Source organism: Chryseobacterium luquanense, assembly GCF_026460945.1.
In the GTDB taxonomy this organism is placed as follows: Bacteria; Bacteroidota; Bacteroidia; order Flavobacteriales; family Weeksellaceae; genus Chryseobacterium; species Chryseobacterium luquanense.
Genome location: NZ_JAOVZV010000001.1, coordinates 160,673 through 183,758 on the forward strand (window position 1 = coordinate 160,673; position 23,086 = coordinate 183,758).

29 protein-coding genes are annotated in these 23,086 nt (G+C 32.6%); 21 read left to right on the top strand and 8 right to left on the bottom strand.

Annotated features, from left to right (window positions below; translation table 11 throughout):
- Positions 1–5: 5 nt before the first annotated feature.
- From OEA66_RS00750 to OEA66_RS00815, 14 genes are all read left to right on the top strand, one after another.
- Positions 6–3,500, top strand: coding sequence for a hypothetical protein (locus OEA66_RS00750; protein ID WP_267279549.1), 3,495 nt, complete (start codon positions 6–8; stop codon positions 3,498–3,500).
- A complete protein-coding gene (locus OEA66_RS00755; protein WP_267279550.1) occupies positions 3,497–3,949 on the top strand; it encodes a response regulator in 453 nt (150 codons plus the stop codon). The genes OEA66_RS00750 and OEA66_RS00755 overlap by 4 nt, the downstream gene beginning before the upstream one ends.
- A complete protein-coding gene (locus OEA66_RS00760) occupies positions 3,942–4,937 on the top strand; it encodes a PD-(D/E)XK nuclease domain-containing protein (RefSeq protein ID WP_267279551.1) in 996 nt (331 codons plus the stop codon). The genes OEA66_RS00755 and OEA66_RS00760 overlap by 8 nt, the downstream gene beginning before the upstream one ends.
- A 326-nt stretch (positions 4,938–5,263) precedes the next feature.
- Entirely contained in the window at positions 5,264–5,737 is a 474-nt protein-coding gene (locus tag OEA66_RS00765) for a HEPN domain-containing protein (RefSeq protein WP_267279552.1), read from the top strand.
- Between the two features lie 454 nt (positions 5,738–6,191).
- Entirely contained in the window at positions 6,192–6,524 is a 333-nt protein-coding gene (locus OEA66_RS00770) for a hypothetical protein (RefSeq protein ID WP_267279553.1), read from the top strand.
- 72 nt (positions 6,525–6,596) lie between these two features.
- A complete protein-coding gene (locus OEA66_RS00775; protein ID WP_267279554.1) occupies positions 6,597–7,553 on the top strand; it encodes a hypothetical protein in 957 nt (318 codons plus the stop codon).
- A 33-nt stretch (positions 7,554–7,586) separates the two neighbouring features.
- The gene (locus OEA66_RS00780; RefSeq protein WP_267280065.1) at positions 7,587–8,012 is read left to right on the top strand and encodes a serine hydrolase; all 426 of its coding nucleotides are present in this window, start codon (positions 7,587–7,589) and stop codon (positions 8,010–8,012) included.
- Positions 8,013–8,050: 38 nt separating this feature from the next.
- Positions 8,051–8,572, top strand: a complete 522-nt coding sequence (locus OEA66_RS00785) for a serine hydrolase domain-containing protein (RefSeq protein WP_267279555.1) — start codon at positions 8,051–8,053, stop codon at positions 8,570–8,572.
- Complete coding sequence (locus OEA66_RS00790) at positions 8,569–9,267, top strand: serine hydrolase domain-containing protein (RefSeq protein ID WP_267279556.1); 699 nt, start codon at positions 8,569–8,571, stop codon at positions 9,265–9,267. The genes OEA66_RS00785 and OEA66_RS00790 overlap by 4 nt, the downstream gene beginning before the upstream one ends.
- A gap of 158 nt (positions 9,268–9,425) precedes the next feature.
- Complete coding sequence (locus OEA66_RS00795; RefSeq protein WP_267279557.1) at positions 9,426–10,268, top strand: aspartyl protease family protein; 843 nt, start codon at positions 9,426–9,428, stop codon at positions 10,266–10,268.
- Between the two features lie 73 nt (positions 10,269–10,341).
- Complete coding sequence (locus OEA66_RS00800) at positions 10,342–10,884, top strand: Crp/Fnr family transcriptional regulator (protein ID WP_267279558.1); 543 nt, start codon at positions 10,342–10,344, stop codon at positions 10,882–10,884.
- Between the two features lie 52 nt (positions 10,885–10,936).
- A complete protein-coding gene (locus OEA66_RS00805; protein WP_267279559.1) occupies positions 10,937–11,290 on the top strand; it encodes a bleomycin resistance protein in 354 nt (117 codons plus the stop codon).
- Between the two features lie 77 nt (positions 11,291–11,367).
- On the top strand, positions 11,368–11,868 hold the full coding sequence (locus tag OEA66_RS00810) for a 2'-5' RNA ligase family protein (RefSeq protein WP_267279560.1): 501 nt from the start codon (positions 11,368–11,370) through the stop codon (positions 11,866–11,868).
- 77 nt (positions 11,869–11,945) lie between these two features.
- The gene (locus tag OEA66_RS00815; protein WP_267279561.1) at positions 11,946–12,071 is read left to right on the top strand and encodes a hypothetical protein; all 126 of its coding nucleotides are present in this window, start codon (positions 11,946–11,948) and stop codon (positions 12,069–12,071) included.
- 113 nt (positions 12,072–12,184) lie between these two features.
- Here OEA66_RS00815 and OEA66_RS00820 read toward each other — a convergent pair whose 3' ends face one another.
- The 3 genes from OEA66_RS00820 to OEA66_RS00830 all read right to left on the bottom strand — a co-directional run bounded on the left by OEA66_RS00820 (position 12,185) and on the right by OEA66_RS00830 (position 14,172).
- Entirely contained in the window at positions 12,185–12,763 is a 579-nt protein-coding gene (locus OEA66_RS00820) for a hypothetical protein (protein WP_267279562.1), read from the bottom strand.
- A 106-nt stretch (positions 12,764–12,869) separates the two neighbouring features.
- Positions 12,870–13,493, bottom strand: coding sequence for an SMI1/KNR4 family protein (locus OEA66_RS00825; protein ID WP_267279563.1), 624 nt, complete (start codon positions 13,491–13,493; stop codon positions 12,870–12,872).
- Positions 13,494–13,560: 67 nt separating this feature from the next.
- Positions 13,561–14,172 carry a hypothetical protein gene (locus tag OEA66_RS00830; RefSeq protein WP_267279564.1) on the bottom strand — a complete coding sequence of 204 codons (612 nt, stop codon included), beginning with the start codon at positions 14,170–14,172 and terminating at the stop codon, positions 13,561–13,563.
- 299 nt (positions 14,173–14,471) lie between these two features.
- Between OEA66_RS00830 and OEA66_RS00835 the strand changes: the two genes are divergently transcribed.
- Positions 14,472–14,813 carry a DUF2511 domain-containing protein gene (locus OEA66_RS00835; RefSeq protein ID WP_267279565.1) on the top strand — a complete coding sequence of 114 codons (342 nt, stop codon included), beginning with the start codon at positions 14,472–14,474 and terminating at the stop codon, positions 14,811–14,813.
- Between the two features lie 122 nt (positions 14,814–14,935).
- Here OEA66_RS00835 and OEA66_RS00840 read toward each other — a convergent pair whose 3' ends face one another.
- Positions 14,936–15,565, bottom strand: coding sequence for a nitroreductase family protein (locus OEA66_RS00840; protein ID WP_267279566.1), 630 nt, complete (start codon positions 15,563–15,565; stop codon positions 14,936–14,938).
- Positions 15,566–15,668: 103 nt separating this feature from the next.
- Here OEA66_RS00840 and OEA66_RS00845 point away from each other — a divergent pair, with 103 nt between their 5' ends.
- The 3 genes from OEA66_RS00845 to OEA66_RS00855 all read left to right on the top strand — a co-directional run bounded on the left by OEA66_RS00845 (position 15,669) and on the right by OEA66_RS00855 (position 17,594).
- Positions 15,669–16,046: a winged helix-turn-helix transcriptional regulator gene (locus tag OEA66_RS00845; protein WP_267279567.1), complete on the top strand. Its 378-nt coding sequence runs from the start codon at positions 15,669–15,671 to the stop codon at positions 16,044–16,046.
- A gap of 49 nt (positions 16,047–16,095) precedes the next feature.
- Complete coding sequence (locus tag OEA66_RS00850; protein ID WP_267279568.1) at positions 16,096–16,989, top strand: cation diffusion facilitator family transporter; 894 nt, start codon at positions 16,096–16,098, stop codon at positions 16,987–16,989.
- A gap of 149 nt (positions 16,990–17,138) precedes the next feature.
- On the top strand, positions 17,139–17,594 hold the full coding sequence (locus OEA66_RS00855; protein ID WP_267279569.1) for a hypothetical protein: 456 nt from the start codon (positions 17,139–17,141) through the stop codon (positions 17,592–17,594).
- 110 nt (positions 17,595–17,704) lie between these two features.
- Here OEA66_RS00855 and OEA66_RS00860 read toward each other — a convergent pair whose 3' ends face one another.
- The 3 genes from OEA66_RS00860 to OEA66_RS00870 form a co-directional block, all read right to left on the bottom strand.
- Positions 17,705–18,814: a PAS domain-containing sensor histidine kinase gene (locus OEA66_RS00860; RefSeq protein ID WP_267279570.1), complete on the bottom strand. Its 1,110-nt coding sequence runs from the start codon at positions 18,812–18,814 to the stop codon at positions 17,705–17,707.
- Positions 18,807–19,631: an alpha/beta fold hydrolase gene (locus tag OEA66_RS00865; RefSeq protein ID WP_267279571.1), complete on the bottom strand. Its 825-nt coding sequence runs from the start codon at positions 19,629–19,631 to the stop codon at positions 18,807–18,809. The genes OEA66_RS00860 and OEA66_RS00865 overlap by 8 nt, the downstream gene beginning before the upstream one ends.
- Positions 19,632–19,722: 91 nt before the next feature.
- A complete protein-coding gene (locus OEA66_RS00870; protein WP_267279572.1) occupies positions 19,723–20,085 on the bottom strand; it encodes a response regulator transcription factor in 363 nt (120 codons plus the stop codon).
- A gap of 144 nt (positions 20,086–20,229) precedes the next feature.
- Here OEA66_RS00870 and OEA66_RS00875 point away from each other — a divergent pair, with 144 nt between their 5' ends.
- Entirely contained in the window at positions 20,230–20,571 is a 342-nt protein-coding gene (locus OEA66_RS00875) for a DUF2511 domain-containing protein (RefSeq protein WP_267279573.1), read from the top strand.
- Between the two features lie 23 nt (positions 20,572–20,594).
- Here the strand turns inward: OEA66_RS00875 and OEA66_RS00880 are convergent, their stop codons facing one another.
- On the bottom strand, positions 20,595–21,851 hold the full coding sequence (locus OEA66_RS00880) for an exodeoxyribonuclease VII large subunit (protein WP_267279574.1): 1,257 nt from the start codon (positions 21,849–21,851) through the stop codon (positions 20,595–20,597).
- Between the two features lie 143 nt (positions 21,852–21,994).
- Between OEA66_RS00880 and OEA66_RS00885 the strand changes: the two genes are divergently transcribed.
- Both OEA66_RS00885 and OEA66_RS00890 read left to right on the top strand, forming a co-directional pair.
- Positions 21,995–22,690, top strand: coding sequence for a serine hydrolase domain-containing protein (locus OEA66_RS00885; protein ID WP_267279575.1), 696 nt, complete (start codon positions 21,995–21,997; stop codon positions 22,688–22,690).
- Positions 22,656–23,063, top strand: a complete 408-nt coding sequence (locus OEA66_RS00890; RefSeq protein WP_267279576.1) for a serine hydrolase — start codon at positions 22,656–22,658, stop codon at positions 23,061–23,063. The genes OEA66_RS00885 and OEA66_RS00890 overlap by 35 nt, the downstream gene beginning before the upstream one ends.
- Positions 23,064–23,086: the final 23 nt, after the last annotated feature.

A 23,086-nucleotide genomic window follows, 5' to 3' on the forward strand; every position in this document is an offset into this window, starting at 1 on the left:
AAAATATGATCAAAAAAAACAGAGCTATAAAAGAAAGTATTAGGTTTTCCCGAGCTCGATATCAAATGATAGTTAGTGAAAAAAAATTAAGAAAAAAAGCCTATAGTCAAATAATAAGTACTCTTGCTTTCCCTAAATTATGTGAATCCATTGATTTTCTAGAAAAAAACATACCGGGGAATAAACAAACTCTTATTTGGGGGAACCCTCTTCCAAAAATTTACTCTGAACTCGGAAATGTAACCGAAATACCTTATTTAGGTGATAACTTAGAAGCTGAATTAAACCTTTGCTTAATAGGCATAAGAAAGTTTAAATATGAAATAAGTCTTTTTTTAAAATATAAAGAAATTTTTGAAAACTATTTAATTTTAGGAGAATACATTAAGGCAGAAAAACAACTTTCTAAAATTGAAGAAGAAATATGTGTTTCACTTTGGAGTTTAGAAAACAGGTTTGTTCTAAAAGAGCTTTCAGGAAAAGCATCTGAAAATAAAGAATATTTAAGTTCATTCAATAAAGAAAATAATTCTTATTTAGGAATCACTAAATCCTTAGCCCATTATTTAAGCCTAAGAGCTGAACACTCTCTATCTGTCAATCGATACTATAATGAACTAGAAGGTTCATTACTGAATATGAAAGATAGCAAGAACAAAGAGGCTTTTCAGAATTACTATAGGTTTAAACTAACCTTCAATAATCACACTAATTTCAAGAATTATGGTGAAATTATATCTTTAGATTTCTCCCATAGCATAATTGATCGATATCTAACAATTGTTAGAATAATTACTAATTTACTAGCTGTATCTAATTATTTAGAAACTGAAACTGAAAAAACACATTTACGAAATTATTTATTAAGTAGAATTAATTATTTGATACGTAAAGTTAATGATCCTGTTCTATTCAAATTGAAACTTTTATGTGGTGATAGAATATTTCCAGCATTCGAAAGTAAAAAGGGAATAGAAGAAATTAGAATAATCGACAATTATACAAGTGGTTTATATGACGTTGCAGAAAAAGAAATAAAAATACAGCTTTTAGAAAATCCAGCACAATTTGACTTATACATCTTATATATAAAATCATTAATATACCAGAAAAAACCTTTCATTTATATTGGAAATAAAAAAAGTATCCAAAACGAAATACTAGAAAATTTATATCGGATTATATCTGTTAATTATAACCCTCATCAATCTGCTGCACAGCTATTAAGAATTGCTAACAATATTATTAGTAGTAGTATTAGTTATGGAATAACCGATTTTGTTTTTTACCAAACACACGGAAAAGATGAAAGAAAATTACTTTCAAAGCTATCTTATAGTGCCGCTAATCCAGCTATTCACGAAGTATTTAAAACTGATGAAGAAAAGCTTTCTTTCTTACATTTATTACATGAAAAATTTCCTGATTCTTTAACCATTAATTTTTTCTTAGAAAAACTTAAAGGAATTGAGGATATTAAAAAGTTTGAAAAGAAGATTCCTGAAGTAAAATATAAAGTAGAATTAGCAAAATGGTATCAAGAAAATGACAATTTCATCGACGCAATTACAGAATGGGAATATTTAATTAATCATTACAAAGAAACGCCTCCAATACTTGAAACAGCTGTTATAAATCTTTTTCATTGCTATCTAATGCTTAATCAACTAAACAAATGTATTGATTTATACGTAAATAGTTTTTTCCTTAATAATTACATTGTAGATAAAATAGAAACAAAAAATCTCCTTTTAAAAATTAGATTAAACAAATTTAGAGAAGTTGATAAGGGAATTAATCTCCCAATTTTTTATGCATTAGTTGATGCTGATGAAATTGAATCTCATATTGCCTTTGAACAATTTAACAGACATAATGGAGCAGAAAAACCTTCAGAATTAATAAAAAATATTTCAAATTTTGAAGAGTCTAAATTTCTTTGGTTTTTACTAAATTGCTGTGTTCCTAAAATTTTAATGCATTCCACATTTATAAATAATTCAAAAGAAAGACTAGAAGAAAGATTATCAATTATGAATTTTTTGAAAGAAAAGATGCCTGATAATAATTTTATTCTATCAGAAATAAAAAGCATTGAAAATATTTTAGTAATACAACAAGGGCTAATCGATCTAGATGAAAGCAAAATTTATGTAAATGAACAAGGAATTTTTGAAAACGAATTACAAGAATTTAAAGCTATTTATGAGCGTTTTAAAATAATTGCGGATATAACAGGAAATAATAAACTTCTATTTTTAGAAGGAGGGAAGTTAACAACTTTTATTTCAAATGAGAATACTGAATTAGAAAAAATTGAATATTCCAACAATCCTGTTTTTGAAATATATTCTGAACTCTTTACTGTAATAAAGGACAAATTTTTAAATAGTCAATTTGGCATTGTTGCTTATCTAAGTACAAGAATAAGACATGGAGTGCTGGTAGGCGAGTTACGACCTGTTTTTGAAACTCACAAACTAATTACTTTGAAAGAAGGAAGTAGTTCAAATTATCGAAAAAATTTGTATTGGGATGTTATTTATAGTGATTTACAACCTGATGTTAAAGAACAAATCCAAATTATATTAAATGATTTTTCAAGTAAAATTGATGGATTAATATTTGACTTGATAAAAAAGCATTTACAAGTTTATAAACCAGAAATTAATGATGAAGGCTGGTTTAATTATGAGTTTGATGATAATAATCTATGGTATCATTCTATAGTTGCTATTGGTAGCGGAAATTTTGAAAATTTTGTACAGGGAATATTCAACGTTTTATGGGAAAGAACAGATGAAAATTTAACGTTTATAAGAAGTAAAATACAAGAGGATATCTTAGTTCTTTTCAATAAATACTTTAAAGAGCTTGAGTTATCAATAGTTCATTTACTAGGAGATTATAAAAGTCAAGAGCTTGTTAAAGAAATTAAAGACTGTTCCACCGAAGTGCAAATGATAATCAACAAAATTAGTCGTTGGTTTAAGAGAAGCGAAGTAAAAGCATCAAACTTTAGTCTTAGTGAACTAATTAATATTGTTTTAGAATACACTAATAAAAGTAGTTGGCATAAAGAATTAATAGTTAGTCAAAACATCCAGTATAATTGTATAATTAGAGGTGAGTTTAAAACTCATTTTGCAGATTTAATTAGAATTTTTTTAGAGAATATCATAAAGCATTCAACCGAAAATATATTTGATATAGAATGTAAAATTACTACTGATATGGCGAATGATATTTTAACAATTATTATTGAAAATGAAATATCTGATATGAACCAACTTGATCATTTAAAAAATATCTGGAAAAATAATCAGCCAGATGTAAACAAACTTCTCAATGAAGGAAAGTCAGGATACCATAAGGCTTTTAAAATCTTAAAATCTGACCTAAAATGTACTGAAGCCGATGCTATTTTGACAAATGTTTCTGAAGATAATAAGATATTTTCTGTTAAATTGAAAATAAATATAAAAGAACTTAAAGAATGAAAATACTATTTATAGAAGATCATCCCTTAAAACAAGCCCAGATTAAAAAATTCCTACAGGAGGAGTTTCCTTATTTTATTGTTGAATTCAGAAACTCATACATAAGTGGCTTAAAAGAATTAATTAATAATTATAGTGATTATAAATGTTTACTATTAGATATAAGTATGCCAAACTATGATATTTCTTCTGAAGATAGTGGAGGTGATTGGATGCCAATGGCTGGCAAGAAGATCTTAAAAGAAATGTTTTTACGTGATATTACAACCAAAGCAATTGTAATTACAATGCATGGCAGCTTTGATGATGGTACTAAGATTACTGATTTAGATATTGAGCTGAATGAAGAATTTTCTGATAATTATATTGGATTAGTATATTATTCTCAAATTAATGAAGAATGGAAAATTAAATTAAAAGAATTGTTAAACAAATTAATAAATGATTAAAATTCTAGTTATAGATGATTATAAGGTTAAAAGAGATAAAATTATTAACTCCATAACAACTTATCATGACATTTTACCAGAAAATATAACGCAAGCAACTTGTGTTAAAGACGGTAGAAGGGAACTTTATAATCAGCATTTTGACTTAATGATTCTTGATTTAGTTTTGCCTATTGAAGAGGGAGGTGAGTGTGATGCAATAAATTGTATTAAATTTTTAAAAGAAATAAGTATTAATCCATCAATTAATCCTCCTATTCATATTGTGGGTATTTCTGGATATAAAGATAAAGTATCAGAATTCAATACCGACTTCACTGAAAAACTTTGGAATCTTATAAATTATGATGAATCTTCTGCTGAATGGGAAGATAAATTAAACTCTTTAATATTTCATTTATTAAAGACTAGGCAACAGTTTCTACAAGCAAGTTTTTCAACTCAATCAGGAGCAATTATACAACAGTTAGAACATAATCAATTACCTAATACCATACTAGGCTTTAATTGGTCTGAAGTAGCAAATGGTTTGGCAAACATTGTAGAGAAATCATTGATCATACCTAGTAAATTTTCAAATGGATCAAAAGCTAAGAATGTCAATTTGACAAATATTAAAATTTCTAGTGAATATGATTTTCAAAATCTTATTCATTTAATATTAAGACCTTGGATTCCAAGTGTGGAAGCTGAAAATATTGCTATAATATTTGACGGCAATACCAAAAATGCAGATTTTTCAATAAAAGGAAATTCTTTAATTATAGAAGCGAAATACATTGACACAACTGGGAAAAAAAATGATGTACTAAAAACATTAGATGGTTTAGCAAATTTCTACAGTAAAAACGCAAATGTTAAAGCCCTACTATTTTTAATATTAATCAATAAGAAAGTTGAAATTGATAAACACAAAATAGAAACTGAGTTTAGCAAAAATACTTCACCTTCAATTACCGTAAAAGTAATATACAACGAACTTGAGTAATTTTCAATCTGACAAATCCGATTACAGATTTTATTTTAATCGGATTTGTTATTTTATCATCTTAAACTGTAAATTATCATCTCCCCTTGTAATTGACACAAATTTTGAATGATGTAATGGCTTATTCTCAACCGATTAATATAATTGAAAAACTCTTTGCCTTGTTAAGATTAATTTTACAAGCAGAAACAGGCTATTGTCAAATAATTTCTCGTCCAACAGACAGTAAGAGACTTTTCAAGATATACTTAGGTGATATGTATGTTGTAACTCAACGTTAATATCCTGATAAATTTGAAAATTTTGGTTGGTTAAATAAGATAAAAATGATAACGGAGTTAGATTTAAGTCAATTTTCAGCAATTTTCAATAAATTAATTAATATTCCCAAGTATGAGTTTGCAATTAAAAAAATAAACTCGGTATCACTTAGAAAAAATGATGAAGATAGTATACTTGATATTACTAGTGCTTTAGAAAGTCTCTTAACTAACGATTCTAAGTCAGAAATTACTTATAGACTTTCTATAAAAGCCTCTCAACTCTGTAAGATTAAATCTTTTAATAATTTTAAAACTAGAGAAGTGTATGAGCTTTGTAGAAAGATATATGACTATCGAAGCGCCGTTATTCATGGAGAGGTAAAACGAATTGAAAAAACAAAAAAGATTACTCTTGAAAATTTCGAGGATTTGGAAATAATCAAAATTTCATTCGATTTACTAAGACATTGTTTGCTTGTTCTATTAGAAAATAATCTTGATGATGTTAAAGCAATTGACGATATTCTTTTTGAATAATTTTTTGAAAATATATTAAAAAATGAAAGCAAATAAAGATAATATTGACAATATTAAATTGCTGAATGTTTGGAATACTTGTGAAAATAGCTTTTAACATAAAAACGATATGATGCGCTAAAAGATTACGTAGTAAGTATATATTTTTGACATTATAATTACTTAAATATTTATTATGGATAGTGTGTTAAATAAAATGTTAGAGAATGCATCATATATTTATACGATGGCTAATGAATCATTCAAGTTTTCAAAATATTTTCATACAAGTAATAATGAAGATGAGCAAAAAATAATTATGAGCCCTCCTATCAGATTTATCCAACATAGTATGTGGAGAACTAGTATAATTGAATTAGATAAATTATTTAATCATTCAAATGATCAACACTTTTCTTTTTATAAAATATTAAATGAAATATAAAAAGATCGTGCGGTAATATTTGGAGAAAATTTGGATTGTAATGAAATATTACAAAATTGGAGAGAATTACTAAAAACACATAAAACTCAAATTAACCAAACAAAAAAAATAAGAAATAAAATTTATGCTGATACTGATACTGGCAGAATTGATATTTTAAAAGAAATTGATTTAAGTTATGAGCATGTAGAGCAACTTTTATCTTTGAGTATCATTTTATTAAAAGATATTAATGAAAAATTATTTGATAGAGGTTTTTTAGATAATACAATCTTTTTTAGAAATCCGCAAATAATTGAGATTCTTGCTGAATATCATTCAAAGAAGAGAAAACAGAGAATTTTAGATATATTAAAAAAATAAGTTAATATAAATACAGAATCAGAATTTCTTTGAAAATCAATTTCCAATTTAAATTTTAAAATTAATATATCTATGAAAGAAAAAAAAGTCGTTGAAAAGATCATTGCAGGAATAAATAAAAATGTGAGAGAAAAAAAATGGAAATGCATGTATAAAGACTGTAGTGAAAATTCAATAAACTCTCATATATTACAAAGGAATGGAATTTTGAATCAGATAGCTACAGACGGCTTTATTTACGAAATAAAGCCAAAAGATGTTTTTTCATGGAAGAATTTAGACTATAAAGAACTAACATATTTAAAGAGAATAAGCACAAATAATGCTCATTCATTTCCAACATTTTGTAATAAACATGATACTGAGATATTTAAAGCAATTGAATCACACCCTATCGATTTTACAAATTATAATAATAACTTATTATTCGCTTTTAGAACACTTCTTTCTTTCATGAGAAGAGAAGAAATAATATTAGAAAAGCAAAACAGGCTTTATAATTCCAATACTCTTCAAGCTAGTCCAAGTAATAAGGAAAGTATGATAGTTACAAAGGAATTTATTGACTTACATAATGCTTTAATCCCTTTTCGTAACAAAGAATATGAATTGTTTATAAATGATCTTAAAAATTCAGAAAGGAATTTTACTTGCATTGAATTTACTTATCCATTAAAAGAAACATATTCAACTTCAATAATAAATTCTCCAAGCTTTAATTCAATTTATGTAAATATATTTCCTTATGATTCTCACTTAAAAATTTTAATGTTTTATCATACAAAATCAGAAGATGAATGGACTATTGATTTTATTAATAGTTGGAAAGATTTAGATGAAAAAACATTTGAGTTAAAATTAACGACTTTCCTACTTACTAAATGTGAAAATTGGGGAATTTCTAAGAAAGTATATGATCAAATTGACTTAGAAACTGAAACCAAAATTATAGAAATCACTCAAAATTTTTCAAAAAAGCATTCAATTATGTTTAATCATAATTATTTACTTGATTTTACAATTTTTTAAATAAAACATCAGCTAACTAAATCTCAAAAAACGATCAAAAACAGAGCATTTGGCTATCACAAGAAAAGTACAGGTTACGCTAATAAAACAGTCATTAATTTCAGCGTTCCTTTTTCTTCAGGTTCATTGATGTCTACTTTGGACGATATGCTGAAATGGCAGAATGCTTTAAATCAAAACCTACTATTAAGTTCTAAAGAAGAGATAAAAGCTTTTACCAAGTACAAACTCAGTAGCGGTCAGGAAATAGAATACGGCTATGGTTGGCATTTGAAAAACATCAGCGGAATACCTACCCGTGAACACGGCGAAAGTATCTTCGGATTCAAATCGATGGCTGTCTATATTCCAAGTGAAGATATCTATGTGCTTGGATTCAGCAATTGTGACTGCAACTCTCCCACTAAGTTGGTAAAAGATATGGCTAAACTGGCTCTTGAAAATCTTAAAAATAATTAATGCCGATTCTCAGCAATTACAAATCAAAGGACATTGATATGATGAAAAAACTTAATAAAAAACTTTTACTGATCTGTTGCCTGACTGCCCTATTTTGCATCCAAAATCTGTCGGCACAAATTAGTACCCCTATTAAAAATAATAAGAAGAATTCCATTGACAGCCTTATCGAAAAGAAAATGGATCAGGCGGGAATCGTCGGCATCGGAGCCGCCATTATCATCAACAAAAAACTGGTCTGGACAAACGGTTATGGTTTTGCAGACAAAGAAAATAAAATTCCTTTTTCCCCCACAACCATTATGAACATTGCTTCCATAAGCAAGACTTTTACAGGATTTTGTATAATGAAAGCAATTGAGGAAGGAAAGGTCGATCTTGATGAAGATATTAACCATTATCTGCCTTTCAAAGTGTTCAATCCGAATTTTCCCGATGAGAAAATCACCTTGAGACATCTGGCGACCCATACTTCAGGTTTGGCAGACCGGTATCCTTTTTATACGGACAGCACCTATGTTTATAACGGGCAAAAACCAGAGCCCTTAGGTGATTTTTGAAAAACTATTTTGTAAAAGGTCGTAAATATTACGATAAGGATAATTTTCTAAATTCTAAACCGGGTACAAATCGCGACTATTCCAATATAGGTGCAGGGCTTGCAGGCTATATCATTGAATTGAGAACGGGACAAAAACTCTATGAGTACAGCAAAAAACATATTTTCAGACCGTTAAAGATGAAAAATTCGGGTTGGAATCTGTCCGAAATCGATTTAAAAAACCACTCCAAACTTTATCAAAAGGAAAACAACAAAATAAAGTCAATACCGCTATACGAAGGTACAACTTATCCTGATGGCGGCGTCCGAACTTCTGTAGAGGAACTCTCAAGATTTTTTATCACCCTGCTTAATGATGGAAAATACAATAACACGAGATTACTGAAAAAAGAACTGTCAGAAGAAATGCTCCGTTTTCAGTTCACAGAATCTAATAAACCTGATAATGTCAAAACTGATAAGCTTAATTCAGGAATATTCTGGACAACAAAAATGGGAGGCAAAAGAATTGGACACAATGGTTCTGATCCGGGCGTAAGAACATTTATGCTTTCTGATATAAACAAAGAAATAGCTGTGATCGTATTTTTCAACACCTCATTGGGTGAGGCAGATGAAGACAAATTTTTCGACATTTATGAAGATTTATATAAATACGGTTTTGAATTGAGATCAAAATCATTAAAGAACTAGTTCTAAAAAAACAATAATTAGTCAGATAAACTTCTTTTAAACCTATATTTGATCTTTCAAAACGCCATTGAAACAACTAAAAACCGAGATCAAAGCCTTAATTAGCCGACAAAACCAACCCTAGCATTATATTCTAATTTCACCCCTAAAAAATAACTATGAGAAGATCAATATTCACCTACAGCATTTGCCTTGTATTCATCTTATTATCTTTTAAAACGATTGCGCAAATTCCATTTGAGGTCAACAGTAACGGACACATCATCATCAAAGCAAAGATCAACAATGTGGAAGGAAAATTCATTCTTGATACCGGAGCGGGTCTCAATGCTATTTTCACTAAATTTTCAAATAAAATCAAAAATGAAAAGACCCCTAATTTTTTTGTCGGACACAGAGCAACCGGTGAAGAACTGAATGTAGATCTCTATAACGCCAAAAGTATGGAGATCAACGATAAAGTATTTAGTGACCAGCAATATACGATTGTAGATCTGGAATTTGGAGACATTGACGGGATGATCTCATTGCAACCTTTCAGAAATACACCTATCACCATTGACTATAACAACAAAAAAATCCTTTTCGACCGACCTACAAAAGGTGAAAAAAGCGTTGATATTCAAATAGCAGATTATGCAGGGAAAGCAATTGATATTTTCACCTTTGTCGAGCTGAATGACACCTTGAAGATCCAGAGTTTACTGGACAGCGGCGCCGGAAAAAATTCCTTTTGGTTCAGTTCCAAGTTAATGGAAGCTCTGGCTTTGAACAAATCAGATTTTAAAGCAGTTCCTATCAAAAGCGATTTTAAGAAAGAAAATAATTATTATATCGGAAAACTGTCAACAATAAGTACATTAAACAAACTACGCAAAGTGGAAAACTTAGACGCCGCCTTTATTGACGAACTGATCTACGAAGGGAAAACCAGCATTGATTGGCTGGGACATGTTCTGACCATCGATATAGCCAAGAAAAAAATATTTATTGCTGATTAAAAGTATCTAAGGTCAAAAGCTATTGGAAGATTTGAAATCTTTTATATATTTGGTGATATTAAAATCACCCATAATGCTGGCAGAATTTGTAGATTTTACTGATGCTGAAATACAGTTATTTAATAAAAATATCTGTAAAATGAATCTGGACAAAAATGCGGTTCTAAGCAAAGAAGGTGCTGTTTCAAAATCCATATTTTTTATTGTTAAAGGCTCTTTTTACAAACATTACCACGATAAACAGCGTGATGAACAGATTATTATTGATCTGTTTATGGAGAATGAATGGGTATTCGACCATGAAAGCCTCATTAGTCAATTGCCTGCAACAGCTACTATTAAAGCCTTTGAAAATTCCGAAGTATTGGAATTGACATTAGACAGTCTCCATTATCTTATTAAGGAATCACAGAAATTTCTTCAATTTAATAAGCTTTTGAATACAGAAACAAAAATGTCTTATTTTAATAGAAATATGAATCCTGCTGAAAAATACAATCATTTGCTTAAAACCAAACCGAGGCTGATTCAGACATTCCCTCTAACAATGATCGCTTCCTATCTTAAGATCAGACCTGAAACCTTAAGCAGAGTAAGAGCCAGTGTTTCTTTTTGATTTCGATCAAGTGTTTCTTTAAAAGATTATCGTCAATTTTGAATAAAAAAATATGATAAAAGCAATAATCCCAAAACTGCCGATGCGTAGCAAAGAAACTACCAGAAACTATTACGTTCAATTAGGATTTGAAGTTTCTGTAAATGATTTTGAAGGCTATCTAATGATGAAAAATAATAATCTGGAAATTCACTTTTTTGAATTCAAAGATTTGACACCAACAGAAAATTATGGTCAGATCTATATCCGGACTTCTGATGTTGATGCTTTATACAACTATTGTTTAGGTAAGAATATTAATATCCATCCGGCAGGAAGTCTAAGCGAAAAATCTTGGGGACAGAAGGAATTTTCACTTCTTGATCCCGACAGCAATTTAATCACATTCGGACAGGCCCCATTGTGAATTCATAACTGACGTTATTTTATAATTTTCCCGCAAGATCATTAAGATCTCAAATACTATATTTACCCTTTATCATAATGAGTTTAAATGTAAGAAGACAATTGACCCTGTTCATTGATGATCAGCAATCACAGGACATCGAAGACATCAGGAAAAGATATAATCCTGTTCAGTTTCGTCTGATCAGATCCCATGTCACACTTTGCCGTGAACATGAATTGGAAAATTTCGATCAGATCAAGGAAAACATAAAATCTCTTCATCTGGGTTCAATCGTTATTCATTTAGACAGGGTCGTTCGATTTTCAGATGGTAAAGGCGTGATGATCGCTGCAGATGAAAGCAATCCTGGGTACCATCATTTACGACAGTTGGTTTTAAAAAACCTCGGTTTTGAAATTAAATTCCTACAACCTCACATTACCTTAATGCATCCTAGAAATTCTATGTGTACAGATGAAATTTTTGGCGAGATTAATAAAATAAATATTCCTGAAACGCTTTTCTTCACAGAAATTTCATTGATTGAGCAAGAAGAAGACAACGAATGGAAAATCATACAAACTTTTAAAATATAAGATCACTTCAGAAACAAATAAATCTTCGTATTTAGAGAGAACACAAAGACAGAACAACCGTAAAAAGTATTTAGAAAATGACAAAATTTCTTGTAGGAAGCAAACAATTGACGATTAAAGATGAAATTAAAAATATTTCATTCCCCGTTTTAGTCCACTACCCGACTAATGAAATATCAAGACCTGTCTCATTCGGACCCTAAATAATGAATGTAAGTCCTGACGCAGAAATTATCGACAACGAATTTCCGTTGATCATCATCTCGCACGGCAACGGAGGTTCACATCTTTTGTACAGAACAATGACGGGAAACATTTAAGTATATCGATCATCAATTATGATCTGTGGATTAGACACCAAAGCTTCATTTTTTAAATAGATCCTTTGAGTCAAATTTCCTTGCACATTAAAATGATGTTTAAGACCATTGGCCATTTGAAAGGTGATTCTGCAATCTTGTCTGCTTTTTGTAAAATTGAATCTTTTAAATTGGATACTTTTTATATCAGTAAATGCATACTCAGGTTGTTTAAGTAATTTAAAAAACTTCACTTTATCCTTATAAATAATAAAAGAAGGCAGCCACTGTTCTCCAAAAGACCGCAAGGCTCCCTGTTCAACAAATATTGATGACTCCTGTTCGCTCAAATCATCGACAGTATTTTTATAAGATTTAAAGAATTTAAACATAAAGATTCCCAGAATACTAAACAATATACAGATAAAGAAGATAAGAAGAAGAGGAAAATGTAAATAGTTATTGTTATTATTATCACGTGATATATAATACAATAAAATGAACAGACCTGCCCACATGAGTACAAGGCAAGTGATAAATATTCCTAAACTCCAACGCTTACGCAGAGCAATTTTTTTCAAAATAAGTTCCTTCATTTTTTTTCGTAGTTTATTTTAAAATTCTTCAAAAAAAATAACACTTACTCAAGTATCGACCTATCTAATAGAATAACAAATTCTGGTATGGGAGAAGATAACATATTTATCGTTTCCAGATTTCACTTTTCTCCCAATTGATGATATCAATTCTTGGGTCAGTCGTCAAATAATGATTTCCGTCTTCCAATGCATCCTCATCTAATTGATAAAGATCATTTTCAAGATCGTTCTTAAAACTTTTCACTAACTCTGCCGTAGAATTTGCTACTACGATCCCTGTTTCATACTCATTATCTATAAAAATGATCTGACCATAATTTCCATTGCTGCTTGGTGAAAGATCAATAAACAGACCGGTATGCGATCCGTCAAAGGCAAATTTTATCCAATCAATATTATCAATGTTGTCCGGGTCAATTTCCTTATCTGCCCTTTGTAACGGCGTACTTTCGGAAGCATCACTGTCTCTTTTGTACAGATATTGTTCAATTATCCGATTAACAGGAAAGAAATCCATACCATAGAACAGGCTTCCGAAGTTTTCCTCATCATCTAATCCGTTGTGCCATAAATAAAGCGCTTTAAAATCGGCCGGTAAACTTTTACCAATGGTTTTTTCAAGTTCATCGAACTGAATTTCTGTAGCCGGTTTTTGCAATGAGTGTTTAAAAATTCTTTGTGCATGTCCCTTTAACCAATTTTCTATCTTTTCAAGATCTTGTTCCATATGTGTATTTTTTGAAAAATTATTTCAATATCAATTTTGCAAAACTTTGATGCTTATGATATTGTTTTTATTTCATTTTGTCTTGCCCAATTTTTTTAATTTCATTTAAGAGGTCGTCCAGATATCTTTGCTGTTGGGAATCGTCCTTAAAAAAACGCTGATAAGTGACACTGCAATCTGAAATATCGTCAATATTTTTTGTGTTAAAAGTCCAGTCATCCGTGTTTCTGACCAGAACGCCTAATTCCCCACCACAACTTTGCCACATCTCTGAAAACTTGGTTTTTTTGTCGTGACGTAATCGACCAAAATCTGCATTGACTGTAAAGCCCTTCATTTCAGGATTGAAAAATTTTGTGATCATATACACAGGCACACCACCCCAATCGATCGTTTTTCCTTTTGGGAGTTCTATACCAGTGAGTTTTTTTTCATTCATTATTTTGTCCTGTCTACCCTTCTTAAAAAAATGTTCTTCATAAGTCAGTTTTGTTCCTTTAGGCACTTCTATATTTTTGATACTTATTGGACCGGTGGTAATAAAATAAGGATAATCAGGCCCTCTGCTTCCATTGGGGTTTCCCATACTGCTCAATCCATCAAGTACTATGAGTCCTCCGATCACTAGGACAGCGATAAAAGACAGAACCCCTATTATAATGTAATTTCTCTTTCTCATTTATTTCTTTGTCTGACTGTCACTTGTGAATCTTTTTAGATGATCGGCAACTGCGATCCCCATCATTGAATTCAGGCTAATTTACTTCATTTTTTATATTAATTAAAAATTATCTTGGACCATCAAAACGTAAAAGTTTAAATGAAAAGAACAGTGTTAAAAATAAGGTATTATATTTCTGTTCTTTTTCTGGAAGTCAGATCATTCAATACCGAAAACTCAGCATCGAGTTATTGTACGGAAATCCGTAAACAGATATGCTTCAGCGCTCTTACTTTTGTTAAAAAATATTTTTATTTATGAAAAAATTCTGTTTATTTTCAGTCCTTTTATTAATTTTATCATGTAGTGCTCCTGCTGCAAAAAACACACTAAAGTTCACCAAACATGACTATATTGGTGAGTGGCAATTTGCAGTCAATGAGATCGAGGTCTTGTGTTCAGGTTACAAAGAGATCTACGGAAGAACAAACGATGGTAAGATCTATGCTCTCAATGGTTCGGCAAAAGGAGCATCACGTAATGACCCATCTATCAGCAAGGTCGAGGATATGTGGCTGGATGACCCGAAATGGGCCGGGCTGAAGATTTCCTATGGAGATTTTATAACGCAGGGACTAACGATCTGTGAGAATAAATAAGTCAGTACATACTTTATGACCAATATTTTACCAAATCACAAAAGCCCCGACAAATGTCCGAGCTTTTTTGATAGGCAATCTTAAAGTTATGAGATCTTTAAATATCATCTGCCTGTGGTGTATCACTTTATTCTGGTAAAAAATTCATCGACCGGCAGCCTGGCTTTCGGAACTGCTACGAGATAATCATTTGCAGCATCCCGATAGCCCAATGACATGATAACCGATGCATGAAGACCCTTTTCGGATAAACCTAAAACCTCATCAAATAATTTCGGGTCAAACCCTTCCATAGGCGTAGCATCCACTTTAAGTTCTGCCGCAGCAATTAAGGCTGTTCCCAGACCGATATAAGCTTGTTTATCCGACCAGATCACATTTTGTCCGGGTGTCTGGACAGAGAAATAATCGATCAGCGTATCCTTCAACACGTCCAATGTTCCCTTTTCCAAATTTCGTTGCCGTTCCATCATCTCAACATAGTCTCTGATGTAATCACTCGTTATTTCATTGAATCCGGCAAAGACCAGTAAGTGAGAAGAAGCATGAATTTGCGCATTGAATGACCCTTCTCCCAACCTTTTTCTTACTTCCGGATTGGTGATGACAAATAGTCGGTAGGGCTGTATTCCGCAGGACGAGGCGGTAAGATTGATGGCTTCGACAATTTGGTTCACCTTGTTTTCACTGATTTTCTTCTCTGAGTATTTCTTGACGGCATAACGCCATTTCAGATTTTTGATTAATTCCATTTTGTTATTTATAACTTGAATAGCAAAGTTATCTCTTCATTATGTATATTTGTAACTAAGTGACAAAAAGTTATAGTGACAAAAAGGTAACCAAGTGAATGGTATGAAACAAGAATTTGATCTGGTAAAAGATTGCAGTCAAAAAATACTGGCGATCAGTGATACAATGGAAATTTTAAACGGGAAATGGAAAATGTCCATTATTGCATGTCTGTGCTATAAGCCGATGCGGTACTCCGAATTGCTGAAAGAGGTTAAAGGCATTTCCGGCAAGATGCTCAGCCGTGAATTGAAAGATCTTGAAATTAATGAATTGATCGACCGCCATGTCCTCAACACGGCACCTGTTGCTGTGGAATATCAGATTACGGACTATGGTAAATCTCTTCAACAGCTCACGAGCACCATAGCAGATTGGGGATTCATTCATAGAGAACGCATTATTTCTGGAATGAAGAGAAAAATGGAGAGCAAATTGTAAAATGATTTTAAATCGTTTTTATCCTTTTCATATTTTACACCCTAAATTAATGGCCAACAATAACAAATCAATTTACAGTGCTCTTGCTGCCAATCTACTGATTGCGTTAACAAAGTTTATTGCTGGAGCTTATACCAACAGCTCTTCCATGATCTCTGAGGGTATTCATTCAACGGTTGACACCACCAACCAACTTTTGCTTTTATACGGAATAAAAAGGAGTAAGAAAGCAGCAGACGAATATCACCCTTTTGGATATGGCAAGGAACTCTATTTCTGGTCGTTTGTTGTTTCAATTTTGATATTTGGACTAGGTGGTGCTTTATCTATTTATCAGGGAATTTCACATATTATAGAACCTGAATTGATGAAAGACCCGTTCTGGAATTATATCGTATTGGTACTTTCCCTAATTTTCGAAGGAACTTCCCTTTTTATCGCAATCAAAGAATTTAATAAGACCCGTAACGGCCTGAAATGGTGGGATGCGATCATTAAAAGCAAAGACCCCGCAAGCTTTCTTGTGGTCTTTGAAGATGGTGCGGCAGTCGCAGGTCTTATAGTTGTGATGGTACTGATGGGAATCAGCCATTCATTTCAGATACCTGAATTAGACGGACTTGCATCGATCATCGTAGGCTTAATATTAGTTTTCGTCTCATTTATCCTGGCCAGAGAAAGCAGAAGCTTACTGATGGGAGAAGGTATAGCGCCTGAAACAAGGGAAAAGATCGCAAAATTGGCGGAAAAAGATGATGCTGTGGTCAGAACAAAAAATATACTCTCCACTTATCAGTCACCTGAGGAAGTCGTATTGATGCTCATCATCGATTTTGAAGAGAATCTTGATACGGAAGAAATCACCGAGGCTATACAACGCATTCGTGGACATATAAAAAGTGAGTTTCCATTGGTAAGGTTTGTTATCATTCAGCCGGAATAGATGATGATAAAAAATCTGTGACAACTGCATTATATTGGTTTAAATCAGGCTCAAGGAAAAAGAAGAGATTTTACTCCGTCGTTATCAGCGGCATAAAATATGTGATAGATTAACATCAATAACTCTAAGATATAATTATGAAAAATTTAATGATACTTCTTATGCTGATTTCTAATTTTGCCATTGCTCAGCAAAAAATACCGGTTAAGGAATCCATTCCCAAAGGCGGGCTTTTGAATAAAAAAATCAAAGGCACAATATGGTATTTTGACACCTTCAGTATCGATGAAAATAAACTTGACCTTAATGGTAACGCCGGTCCTGACATCGTCAATTTTATTGATGAAAATAAATTTCTTATTACTCTGGAAGATCAGACGACTCTGAGCGGAACCTATCAGATTTTTGACCTGCAAGATATGGGAGTTCATCATAGTCCGGCAAAATACAAAACATTTAAAATCAATAAGGTAAAAGATCCAGGCTCACGTGCAAAGAAGCTAACGGTATTTTTGGAACAGAAACTCAATGTACATTATGATCTTGACCAGAGGGTCATGGATTTCATAAGTGACCAAGTCCAACCGATTGCTCCGGCAAACTGATCTTAACATGTCTGTATTGAAAATTTGTAGAGACTAATGGGTAACATCCTGACAATTGCCCTTTAATATTTATCCGTACAATTAATGTCTGCATATCAAATACAACTGCCTTAAGTTGTTACACGCAAAGTAAAGCAGGTTTTCTCGTCATCTGAATGAACAGATAATAAACCATGATGTGCTTTTGCAATTTCAGATGAAATGAATAATCCCAGTCCTAAACCGCTGTGGTTAGCTTCTGTACCTCCGCGATGAAAAGGATGAAAAATATGCTTTATTGTTAGCTCAGGAATTTTCTTACCTTCATTGCTGACCGAAATTTCCCAAAATTGATCAGTTGTTTCAGCCTGCAGTAATATCGGAGCATTTGATGACCCGTGCGATATAGCATTAGCAAGAAGGTTAGACACCAATTGCGAAATCCGTCCTGGATCACACTCTATCGAGTTATTGATTTTAAAATGAGAATTTATGATTCTTTCGGGATGTGAAACTTTTAATTCATTGCTCACTTCATTGAGTAAGGCTTCCAAATCAATAGCAGCAGGAGTGATTGAAATACCGCCGCCAAGTCTGCCATGGGCTAAATCCATGATATTATTGATCATTTCATACATTCTTTTTGAACTGGAATGTATAATGTTCATTAGTTTTTTATCTCGTTCCCTCAATTCAGATCGAGCCAATAACTGAGCTGCACTCATAATTCCACCTAAAGGATTGCGAAGGTCGTGCCCAAGTACTGCAATAAACTGCTCACGAATAATGGCCTGTTCCTGTTCAATATTCAGGTTTGTTTCGGCAAGCTTTCTGGCGATCTGAAGATTTTCCTCATATAAGCGTCTGTCAGTAGCCTTGAATAAAGTAAAACGTATAAAAACGGGTTTATCATTTTCATCTGTCCGCTCATACCCATTAATATATACTGGAATTTTGCCTTTTCCTGTATCAGTCAGTTCAATGGATACCTCATCAAACTGTCCTTGTATACGAAGCAGTGGCCAAAGATGTGTTTCGAAATATATTTTACTCCCTATCGAAAGGATGTCTGAGATACGTCTATTCACAAACTGATCGGGAGTGCTGTTGAGCCAACCGGCTGCACACTGATTGATCCTGGTGATTTTTCCGCTACCGTCGGTAATGACAAATCCACTTAAGGGGGATTCAAAAAAATCATCAAAATCTTCTGAAAGATCAGGGGAAGGTCTATTAATCATTTAAAAAATCTCTTATCGCTGCGATGGTTTCTTCCGGCGCACTGAGGTTAGGGCAATGTCCTGTGGCATTCATAATGACCAATTTACTTCCATCCATCTCCTTGTGCATATAATGACCAACTTCTACAGGAGCAACGACATCGTGACTACACTGAAGGATTAAAACAGGTACATTTGATTCTTTCAAAATATCCCTTTTGTCAGTCAAAAATGTAGTGCGGGCAAAATGTCTGGCGATCTCGGGATCAGTTTTACAAAAACTATTGGTCAATTCTTTTCCCAATTCCACTCTGTCAGGATTTCCCATGATCACCGGAGCCATTGTTGCTGACCATCCCAAATGATTTTCGGTTAGTGATTCAAGCAATTCATCAATTTCCGATTTACTAAAACCACCAATATAATCTTGATCATTAATATAAGAAGGTGAAGGTGCTACCAGCACTAGTTTTGTGAAAAGATCCGGAGCCATTTTCGCTGCCAGAAGTCCCATTATCGAACTAACCGAATGTCCTACAAAAATGGCGTTTGAAATATTCAATTCTTTTGCAATTTCAATGATATCTTCGGCATAGCCTTCCAGTTGATCGTATTTAGTAAAGGAATATGCGGAAAGATCTGAATTACCGGCACCCACATGGTCGAAAAGAACAGTTGTATAATTTTCCTGAAAAGCAGGTGCGACAAAACGCCACATATTTTGGTCACAGCCAAAGCCATGGGCGAAGAAAATCACGCGTTCTCCAATTCCATCTATCTTGACATTATTCCTTTTGAGGACGCTCATTGAGTATATAGTTTTGGTAAATTTAATCATTTAATTCAGATCAAATCTATTTATTTATAAAGTGAAATATACGAAATTTTCGAAACAGTCTTCCTGACACCGTCCGTATTAAAGAATAAATTTATTTCTTCTCTATAATGTCGCGAACTTTAACGAGCAATTGATCAATGTCAAAAGGTTTGGGAACAAAGTCATCGGGTTGACAGGTGTCAGTAATATTTTTTAAATGAGCATGAGCACTCATAATGATGACTGGGACATTTTTGTTGTGAATATTGTTTTTGATTTCCTCACAAAGCGCAATTCCAGATCCGTCAGGAAGCATAACATCAAATATGTAAAGGTCTGGTTCTATACTTGTATCTCTCTCTGCAAATTCGCTGACCTTTGAAAAAGATTGCACTTCATAATTTTCAAAAGAAAAAACTACTTCAAGTATTTCCCTGATCGCCTGATCATCCTCGACCACAAAAATTTTTCTCATATTCCAACAGTGCAACAATAGAACCAAAAAATCTTAATTATGATCAACAAATCACAATATTTTAAATTCATTTTACCGTTTTACGGAAAACCGTAAAAAATGGAGTTTGAGTTTAATTAATTTTGCCTATATACTTTTTTAACTATGAAAAACTTCACTCTGTTTTTGGTCTTTCTATTAATTTTATCCTGCGGTGCACCTTCTTCAAGAAACACCCTCAAGTTTACCAAACAGGACTATGTTGGCGAATGGCCGTTTTCTGTTGATGAGATCGAAGTTTATTGTTCAGGATACAGAGAGATCTACGGAAGAACAAACGATGGAAATGTCTATGCGCTCAATGGTTCTGCAAAAGGAGTTTCTCATAATGATCCCTCCATCAGAAAGGTTGAAGAGATCTGGCTGGATGATCCAAAATGGAACGGGCTGAAGATCTCTTACGGAGATTTTATTACGCAGGGACTAACGATCTGTGAAAACAAATAAGGTTTTGAGGATATTGATATCCCTCAAAGTAATTTTGCCAATACAAATCCGATGATCAGTGCTAGTATAAATGCAATGATAATTTTCACATAATCAGTTTTGTTGCTTTGTACTTCTTGATTTAGTCTGATATTATCCTGAGTCATTGTTTCCAGGCGAGCTTTCATTGAGGCAGTCTTTTCATTGATGGCAGACTGCATATTCTTTTCATGCAAAGCTGCGATCTCTTTTTTGTAACTATCCATTTCCTCCTTTCTTTGCTTCTCCTGTTCGGTGAAGTTCTTCTGTGTGTCCTGAAGCTGTTTGACTGAAGATTCCTGAAGTTTTTGAAACTCTTCGTTTCTTTTAGATAATTGCTCTGTCAAGGTTTTAACCTGTTCAGAAAATTGTTTGGAAACATCTTTCTTGACCTCATCGATTAAAAGTGCTCTTGAATTTGAACGTTCGTGAGACAGTTTTTCTGCTATGGAATGCAATCCCGCACCATAATCGTGAGGCAAATGAAAACGTTTGTCTGCAAGTTTGTCAAGCAATGTTTCATCGACCGTATGTCCGATTGCTGTAATAGTTACTGTATTAAGTTCAATGAACAACTCTGAAAGCTGAATATTATTAAACGTCTCCATGCTCTGGCGGTCACCTCCTCCCCTTACCAAGGCAACTATATCATACTCCATGGATGAAATTTCATTCAGTTTGGAGATAATTGCTGTTGAGGAGGTAATATTGCAGCTGTGATCATCAATTTCAAAATACTGTCCCGAAACATCAAGTCCCTCAGAAAAATCTTTCTGGACAATAGCATTATTACCATAAATATTGGCGATTCTGATCTTTTCATCTTTCAGCATCTTATCTCTGATTAGGATTTCAAGATCCTTTGATCCTGTCTCCAGCTTTTTCTGTATCAGCCCATACATTTGCAGTTCTTCTTCAGAAATCGATCTTTCTTCCTGCTGGATAATTTCATCCACTACAAATCGTAATTCAATAGATGAACTCTTGATATTCTTTTCAATATACCCTCTGAGCATGTAGATCTCATTGTTAGTGATCTTGCTTCTTAATAAAGAAGAGATGCGTATTCCAATGGAAATGTTATCACCTTCTGAAAACAGAAGGTCATAAAAATAATTACCGTAAGCTTTACCACCACCAAAAGAATATCTACCCTTCAGATAGATAAGATTGACTGTAGCATTCAGCTTCAAAGCATTGCTAAAGATTCCTATGACGGATCCCGGCGAATAGACCGGATAACTGACCTCATTGCTTTCCATGTATTCTGTGTCGTTTTAAAAACAAGTCTTGTCACAAAGATATTGTTAATTGAAATGACTGCATATTAAAAACATTAAAAATAGTACTTTGTATTGCACAGTATTAAATTAATCACATATCTTTGCATTAAATACAAGTCAATATGCAAAAATTTACTTTATTATGTCTTATCATTTTGTTCTCTATTATTTCAAAAGCTCAAAACCTTGAGTATAAAATTGACAGTTTGATCTCTTCCGAATTCACAGAGTCAAATGGTCCAGGCGGTGTTTTCCTTGTCTCAAAGAAAGGAAAACCAATTTATAAAAAGGCTTTTGGAATAGCCAATCTTGAATTGGATGCTAAACTTAATACCAACAGTGTTTTTCAAATCGGATCGATGACCAAACAGTTCACTGCTATTTCTATTTTGATACTGGAGGAACAGGGAAAATTAAAAGTAACCGATCCAATCTCAAAATATATACCTTCATATCCCAACGGAAATAATATTAAAATTCATCAACTTCTTAACCATACTTCAGGAATCAAAGATTTTACAAAAATGAAATCTTTATCTGAGATTGCTCAAAAAGAAATGGCACCAGAGAAGATGGTTGATTTTTTCAAAAATGAGCTGGCAGATTTCGCTCCAGGAGAAAAATTTGAGTACAATAATTCAGGATATGTGGTTCTGGGTTATATCATTGAATTGGCATCAGGTGAAACTTACGAAGATTTCATCAAGAAAAATATATTTGATAAGGTTGGGATGAACAATTCTTATTATGCAAGTGACAGGAAAATTATAAAAAACAGAGCTTTTGGATATCAAAAAAAGTTCAGCCTATGTCAATAAAACCGTCATCAACTTTAGTGTTCCGTTTTCATCTGGTTCATTAATGTCGACTGTGGATGATATGCTTAAATGGCAGAATGCCTTAAATCAAAATCTTTTGTTAAGTTCAAAAAATGGGTTGAAAGCTTTTACCAAATACAAGCTGAATAATGGGCAGGAAATAGAATACGGCTACGGCTGGCATTTGAAAAACATCAATGGAATCCCGACTCGTGAACATGGCGGAAGCGTTTTCGGATTCAAATCTATGGCGGTTTATATTCCAAGTGAAGACATTTATGTCATAGGATTCAGCAATTGTGACTGCGATTCTCCTACCCAGCTCGTAAAAGATATTGCGAAATTAAGTCTGGAAAATCAGAAAAGCAAATAAAATTTCAGAGAACTAAACTAGAA